Source organism: Paenibacillus sp. sgz302190 (assembly GCF_059820445.1).
Window position 1 is genome coordinate 22,935 of the sequence record NZ_JBZYAO010000062.1, and the last position, 6,000, is coordinate 28,934.

The window sequence follows — 6,000 nt, forward strand, 5'->3', positions numbered from 1 at the left end:
CCACCTTCAAAGCCTCGAATATCCATGGGAAAATGTAGACAACCCGAAATCAGGAGATTGTCTTATGACTGCCAGGGAACAACTGCGACATGACTGCGAAGCATGTATACAAACCTACAAGACCAGTGGCATTACCATGGCGGCTTGGTGCGTCGCCAATCACTTTACTCAAGACCAGCTCAAGTATTGGCTCTACAAATAAAAAAAGGTAACGTCGAGAGCCCCCCCTACTCCTTCCACAGCCTTTGCGCTACTTACGGTCAAAAGCGAGATCGAAACGCCTCATTCCTTCTCCTCGTTTGTCGTTCGTATCGGGCACGCACCGCTTCGATCCGCATTTGTCCAGGACTTCGCCACGAAAAAAGCGAATCAATCCGATGAAGCGGATGGAAAAGGCAAAGCGATCACAACCGGCGGTATTCTTTCTTTTGTGAAGAATGCCGTCAGCAAGGGGCTTAGTTTTCTTTCTCCGATTAGCAATACCGCGAGGTTGATGTCGGCGTTATTTGGCAGCGGCCAAGCCGCCGGAACGGATGTCGAACAGTTTGATAAACCTAAGGGAGTTATTATTGTTAATTCTTTGGATGAACTTAAGGAGGTATTAAAATAAAATGGGTACTTCGGCTGTTATTTTGACACAAAAAAGAAAGTATTCACCTGAGAAATTGTTAGCAGATACAATAGTATCAGTATTTCATGCGGATGCAACTCTTTATTTTCATAATAATAAATACTGTTCAGATAAGGGTGAGTTTTTATATACTACATTGAACATTAATAATAATTCATTTTCAGAGAAAAGCGAGCAATCATTTATTTTTTCTGTTCATGGTATTAATAGTCCAAGTATTGATTTTTACTATCACGAGGATTTGGAATTAGATTCTGACTTATCATTATGTCAAGTGGGTCATATTGAAGATATTTATGGTGTCCAAAAACTAATTTTTAATTTGATTTATGAATACCTTAGATTGAATCCCGATGATTACTTTTGGGTTACAGATTATGATTGGGTCTATAGCTGGGAAGACATGCAAAAAATAAAAGCATTACCCTATGACCCCGATTGGTGTTATAAGAATCCTAATACGAAGTAGTTAAGGCTTTTCTGCTGGGGGCTACCCAGTACGGAATGAATCTATCATTCAACCCATAACACATATAACCCATGTAATACCCGTATAAAGATTTCGCCTTTTCATTTGTACGCACATCAAATGCTTTTATTTTATAGCCTAAATAACGCTATAGGGTTACATTGAACAGGTCGATTATGGTCAGATACCACCCTGATTGACCTGTCTTTTGTTATCTACCGCCGCCACCCATGCGCACCATGCACCGCCGAGGTCTCTAAAATTTCTCCAAAATATTGGGCGGCTACTTTTGAGTTAGAACCTCAGAAGGGCATTTGATAGAAGGGCATTTACTTATACTTGTTGACGAGGATCTGGAAAAGGCAATGAGTCTAGATGAAGCTATAGAGCACACTTGGCTAATCGTGATAAATAAAAACGTCGTTCCTGTAAGGGAACAGGCAGCAATAACGCTAGCGGTGAAGAGCCGTTGTGTCTCCTAATCATTCCCGCTAGCTTAAGTTGCTGTCTAACTAAGGAATTTTACTCAAATTTTAATCTATCAAAAATGTTCACGAAAATTTTTGCTATGTTTCGGGCATCGTCAATTCCTCTATGATGAGTGCCTTCATGTGCAATGCCCAGCTGTTGCAAAGCATGCCCCATGCCGACTCCCTTTTCAACTCCGATCATTTTCCCGTGCTGATGTTTGATGCTAATATGCTTGCTCGTCCACCCGGCATTGATTTTGTTCAATTCACAATCCTTTTTCAGCTGAGTTTTATCGTAAAATCCCCACGAACAAAGAATGTAGTCTTCTTTCCCGATCCAATCCCGAAAAGCCCCCGCCGCTTGCGGAAAATATGGCGCTGCAGCGACATTTTCCTGTTGTATGGAGGTAAGTTTTTTGCAAAAATCCGAGAGAACGGGATTTAATTTGGGCTTAATGAAGGTTTGAAATTCATCAATAATGTGCAAGTTTTCATTAATTTTTACCGCACCGATTTCAATAATTTCGTTTTGCTTCGTTCTGTCATTTTCCCAACATGTAGCTTCCAAATCAAATACGATGTAATTCATTTTCTCCTCCTTAACTCTGCCACACGGCCAACAATCCGAAGCATACAGCTCCGGCGAAGACCGCGAGTGTGTCGCTTTTAGTCCAACTGAGCAAATTTCGCTGAACGGTCAGCGGCTGTCCGCCCATTCTTTTCAATTCCATCGCGATTGTCATTTCTTCCGCTTTGTAAAATAGCGCGAGCAGGAGCGGTACGATCAACGCGGGGATGTCTCGCATTCTGACGGCGCCCGGTCGCAGGGAGGCTTTGCCTCTGGCCCGTACGATCGCCGAGAACCGCTGCCATTCACGCAAAATGAGCGGCAAAAACCGGAAGATCAAAGAAACGGCCAGCGCAAACGAATCAACCGGAAGCTGGAGCTTTTTGAAATATTTGAGCGCCCAGCCGAGACCCTGTACCATTTGGCCGTACGGCGTCGTCGCCGCAAACCAATAGCCCGCAAGGATAACGATAAAAAGGCGCGATACGTTCAGCATCGTGTCCAACGCCCGCGGCGCGTTAAATCCTACGGAAAACGGCCCGGGGTCAGCCGAAAACTGCAAGCCCGCCAGCACAACGGACAAAAGCATAAAGCAGCCGAAAGACCGGGCCACTTTGGCTCCGCCCCGGATAGCCGCGCGCGGGAGACCCGCGAAGCCGAGCAGGACGGGGACGGCTGCGGCGGCAAGCCCCGTCCATTGATGCTGCAGCATCGTTGCGATGACCAGCAGCAGGTAGAGCAGCCACTTCGCGCGCGGGTCGATGCGGTGCCATGCCGCCTGCGGGAGCTGCGCGGCTGCGGCGGGCCGCTCCGCGGCGTACGGCGCAGCGGCCGCCTCCGCGCGCGCGAACGCCGCCGGGCGCGGAGGCGGCGCGGGCGCGGCTGCGCCGCCCGAGGCGCGGGCCTCCAGCGCCTCGGCAATCGCGGCTGCGGCGCGCTCAGGCGTGAGCGCATCCGGCGGAATCCCGATTCCGCCGATGCGCCCCATCGCCTGCGCCACTTCCACGCAGCCGGGCAAGCCCACGCCGGCCTGGAGCAGCAGCTCCGGCTGGCGGCAGATCGCCTCCGGCGTGCCATCGGCTGCGNCGCTCAGGCGTGAGCGCATCCGGCGGAATCCCGATTCCGCCGATGCGCCCCATCGCCTGCGCCACTTCCACGCAGCCGGGCAAGCCCACGCCGGCCTGGAGCAGCAGCTCCGGCTGGCGGCAGATCGCCTCCGGCGTGCCATCGGCTGCGATGGAGCCGCCGGCAAGGACAATAACACGATCCGCCAGCGGCAGGAACGTGTCCAAATCATGGGTGGCGATAACGAATCCACCCCGGGGCCGCTCGCTCCGGCGGATGAGCCGGAGCAGCTCGCGCGCCGCCGCCGCTTCCATGCCGGCGGTCGGCTCATCCATGAGCAGCCAGTCGGGTGCGGCTGCGAATGTCGTTGCCAGCGCAAGGCGCCGCTGCTGGCCGCCGCTGAGCGTGAAAGGCGAGCGATCCATGGCGAAAGCGCCTGGCGGATCGAAATCGCCGCAAGCGGAGCGAATGCGGTGCTCGCGCTCCTCTGCACCTAGCCGATACGGGCGCAGCGAGTAGTTGAATTCCTGCTGTATGCTGCGGGCGAACAACTGCTGCTCGGGAAACTGAAACGTCAGCCCGAGCCGGAGCATCAGCGCTTGATCGACCTTCCCTTTGTTCCACATCGGCTGTTCATCCAGCAGGATCGAACCGGATGAAGGCTCAATGATTCCCGCGGCGGCCTGCAGCAAAGTCGACTTGCCCGATCCCGTATGGCCGACCAGCAGAGTAATGCTTCCGTCGTGCAAAGTCAATTCGATATTTTTCAGCAAAAAGCTGTTCTTGTCATCCGGTGCGGTTACGCAAATGTTCTGTAAACGGATCGTCATCCGGCATTCACCGCCTCTGCGAGCTCGTCGGCGTGCAGCGGGAGCGGATCGAGCCGCAGCCCCCGCTGCCGCAGCAGCAAAGCGGTCCGTACGACGAACGGCGGCTCCAGCCCCAGCCTCTCGCACGGAGAAAGCGTGCTTTCTCCGGACGTCTCACTGCTGCCCGAATCCACCGAGGCCTCTCCATAGAAAAAATCCCGCGGAGGCCCGTCAAAAGCGACCCGGCCCCCATGAAACGCCAGCACGCGGCCGGCCTCGGCCGCTTCCTCCAATCGGTGCGTGATCCACACGATGGTCATCCCGCGCGCGTGCGCTTGCCGCACAGCACGCAGCACCTCCTGCCGGGCTGCCGGATCGAGCATCGCTGTCGGCTCGTCGAGCACCAGCAAATCCGGCTTCGCCGCCAAAGCTGCGGCGATGTTCAGCAGCTGCTTCTGTCCGCCGGACAAGCTGCTCAGCGTTCGCCCCGGCGGCAGCGACAGGCCGACCCGCCCAAGCACTGCCGCATAGAGCTCCGCCCGCGCTTCAGGCGCAAGATCGGGAGCCTGCGGCACATGCTGCAGCTCCTCCTCCACCGTATCCCCGACGAATTGCGCATCGGGGATTTGCAATACACCGCGGGTGACCGACTGCTCCCCCCCACCGCGAATAAGCTGACCGTCCGAGAGCGGGCATAGGCCAAGCAGCACGCTGGCCAGCGTGCTTTTGCCGCTGCCGTTCGGTCCGGCGACAACGATCCATTCCCCTGCGCGAATGTCGATGTTAACATTGGTCCACACCTGCCGGACTTGCCCCGCCTCGGCTCTATAGATGACAGACGCCTTTTGTAAAGAGGCTGCGATGCTTGAATTAGACATATGAAAAAAGTTCCTTTCACTTTCTGAAAGCTTGTGCTATAATCCTGAATTGTTAACCAAACATCCGAATATTTGGTTGACAATAAGTTAAGAATACCAGAATCGGGAGAGATGAACAATATGAAACTCACACTTCGAGGCATAGTTTTTAGCGCATTGTTTGCCGCACTTCTTGTATTATTCAGTTTTGTAAGCATACCGCTCGGTTTCACCCCCGTGCCGATCACACTGCAGACTTTGGCTGTGATGCTGGCGGGCGGCCTCCTCGGTGCCCGATACGGATTTTTAAGCATGGCTTTGGTCGTGATTTTGACCGCGATCGGCTTTCCGATGCTCCATGGCAACGGCGGAATAGGCGTACTGACCGGGCCTACGGGCGGGTTCATCTTCATGTGGCCCTTCTCGGCCCTGCTGATCGGCCTCATATTGCCGCGCATCCGCATGAAAGGGATTATGGGATATTTGGCCGCATTTCTCGTTCTTGAAGTATTTGGTTCCTTGATCCTATACGTCTCCGGTGTACCGTGGCTGATGTACAAAGTGCCGACACTTACGTTCTCCAAAGCCATGGTCAGCGCCTGCTATCCGTTCCTGCCCGGAGACGCTATCAAAGCGGCTGTCGCCGCTCTGATTATCGCACCGGTGCGTCAGGTTTTCCCGCATGAAAGGCTGACAGGCGCCTCTGCGCGCGGTGTTGTCCGGCAATCGCAAGACAGTGGCGCGAAGGCGTAATACGGCAGTGATGAAATTCGCACCGCAAGCAGCTCCCAGCGCGCAGTGTTGCGCTGCATGACGGCGGTCGGCCGGCCACCCATTAAGCCAAGGCGAGCTTGGAGAGTATTGGCGTAAGGTGGTTGCACGTATAAAGTGTTAGTATTATAATGAAAATAAATAAAGGAGGGTCGGTTGCACCCCAATGTTGTCAGGTTAGTAGATTTTGGTATAGTAGAGGTAAACGATAGAAACGGATGATAGCGCGTGAAAAAAACGGAAAAACGGCCTTATCCCGTGTGCTTAACAAGATGAAAAGCGACGAATTCAAAGAAAGCGCGAAGAAGAATACGCAGGATTTTAAACGCAATCGCAAGATTGGTTTCTTTCCGCTGCTGC

General features: G+C 53.3%; 7 protein-coding genes. 3 read left to right on the forward strand and 4 right to left on the reverse strand.

Annotated features, from left to right (window positions below):
- Nucleotides 1–430 precede the first annotated feature (430 nt).
- Together AC6RNO_RS35145 and AC6RNO_RS35150 are read left to right on the forward strand one after the other, a co-directional pair.
- Entirely contained in the window at nucleotides 431–610 is a 180-nt protein-coding gene (locus AC6RNO_RS35145) for a hypothetical protein (protein WP_497108266.1), read from the forward strand.
- A gap of 1 nt (nucleotide 611) precedes the next feature.
- The gene (locus AC6RNO_RS35150) at nucleotides 612–1,100 is read left to right on the forward strand and encodes a hypothetical protein (RefSeq protein ID WP_497108267.1); all 489 of its coding nucleotides are present in this window, start codon (nucleotides 612–614) and stop codon (nucleotides 1,098–1,100) included.
- A gap of 522 nt (nucleotides 1,101–1,622) precedes the next feature.
- Here the strand turns inward: AC6RNO_RS35150 and AC6RNO_RS35155 are convergent.
- From AC6RNO_RS35155 to AC6RNO_RS35170, 4 genes are all read right to left on the reverse strand, one after another.
- Nucleotides 1,623–2,159 (reverse strand): exonuclease domain-containing protein, encoded by a 537-nt coding sequence (locus tag AC6RNO_RS35155; protein WP_497108268.1) that lies wholly within the window; start codon nucleotides 2,157–2,159, stop codon nucleotides 1,623–1,625.
- 10 nt (nucleotides 2,160–2,169) lie between these two features.
- Nucleotides 2,170–3,126, reverse strand: a complete 957-nt coding sequence (locus AC6RNO_RS35160) for a CbiQ family ECF transporter T component (protein ID WP_497108269.1) — start codon at nucleotides 3,124–3,126, stop codon at nucleotides 2,170–2,172.
- A complete protein-coding gene (locus tag AC6RNO_RS35165; RefSeq protein WP_497108270.1) occupies nucleotides 3,077–4,033 on the reverse strand; it encodes an ATP-binding cassette domain-containing protein in 957 nt (318 codons plus the stop codon). Before AC6RNO_RS35165 ends, AC6RNO_RS35160 begins: the two co-directional genes overlap by 50 nt.
- The gene (locus tag AC6RNO_RS35170) at nucleotides 4,030–4,890 is read right to left on the reverse strand and encodes an ATP-binding cassette domain-containing protein (RefSeq protein WP_497108271.1); all 861 of its coding nucleotides are present in this window, start codon (nucleotides 4,888–4,890) and stop codon (nucleotides 4,030–4,032) included. Before AC6RNO_RS35170 ends, AC6RNO_RS35165 begins: the two co-directional genes overlap by 4 nt.
- A 120-nt stretch (nucleotides 4,891–5,010) precedes the next feature.
- Here AC6RNO_RS35170 and AC6RNO_RS35175 point away from each other — a divergent pair, with 120 nt between their 5' ends.
- Nucleotides 5,011–5,622, forward strand: coding sequence for an ECF transporter S component (locus tag AC6RNO_RS35175; RefSeq protein ID WP_497108272.1), 612 nt, complete (start codon nucleotides 5,011–5,013; stop codon nucleotides 5,620–5,622).
- Nucleotides 5,623–6,000 lie beyond the last annotated feature (378 nt).

Bases quoted from the DNA above. Each gene is read 5' to 3' on its own strand.
- AC6RNO_RS35160 (WP_497108269.1), bottom strand. From the start codon at position 3,126: ATGGGGCGCATCGGCGGAATCGGGATTCCGCCGGATGCGCTCACGCCT.
- AC6RNO_RS35155 (WP_497108268.1), bottom strand. From the start codon at position 2,159: ATGAATTACATCGTATTTGATTTGGAAGCTACATGTTGGGAAAATGAC.
- AC6RNO_RS35170 (WP_497108271.1), bottom strand. From the start codon at position 4,890: ATGTCTAATTCAAGCATCGCAGCCTCTTTACAAAAGGCGTCTGTCATC.
- AC6RNO_RS35150 (WP_497108267.1), top strand. From the start codon at position 612: ATGGGTACTTCGGCTGTTATTTTGACACAAAAAAGAAAGTATTCACCT.
- AC6RNO_RS35175 (WP_497108272.1), top strand. From the start codon at position 5,011: ATGAAACTCACACTTCGAGGCATAGTTTTTAGCGCATTGTTTGCCGCA.